The following is a 307-nucleotide window of genomic DNA, read 5'->3' on the forward strand; positions in this document are numbered from 1 at the left end:
TCCGAAAAAACTGGTTGCCTTCGCTGGAGTAGATCCAAGTGTTCACTCATCGGGTAAGTTTACGGCAACCATTAATCGTATTACTAAAAGAGGTTCGAGCAGACTACGTCATTCCCTATATCTTGCCGTACTATGCGGCATAAGAAGTTCAAGGAACAAAAAGCTTAAAGCATTTTATGATAAGAAAAAATCAGAAGGAAAACCTGCCAAAGTGTCAATCGTTGCCTGTATGAATAAGTTGCTTCATTGGATTTATGCTCTATTAAAGAGAAAAGAAACGTTCCTAGATTTAGCCTAATTAACGGTT

1 protein-coding gene is annotated in these 307 nt (G+C 38.1%); it reads left to right on the plus strand.

What is annotated here, in order from left to right:
* Positions 1–298 (plus strand): transposase (locus IOC57_RS25560; protein ID WP_207441377.1); only part of this gene is annotated, 298 nt, incomplete at its 5' end.
* Positions 299–307: the final 9 nt, after the last annotated feature.

This window comes from Bacillus sp. SD075 (assembly GCF_017355165.1).
Lineage (GTDB): Bacteria > Bacillota > Bacilli > Bacillales > DSM-1321 > Peribacillus.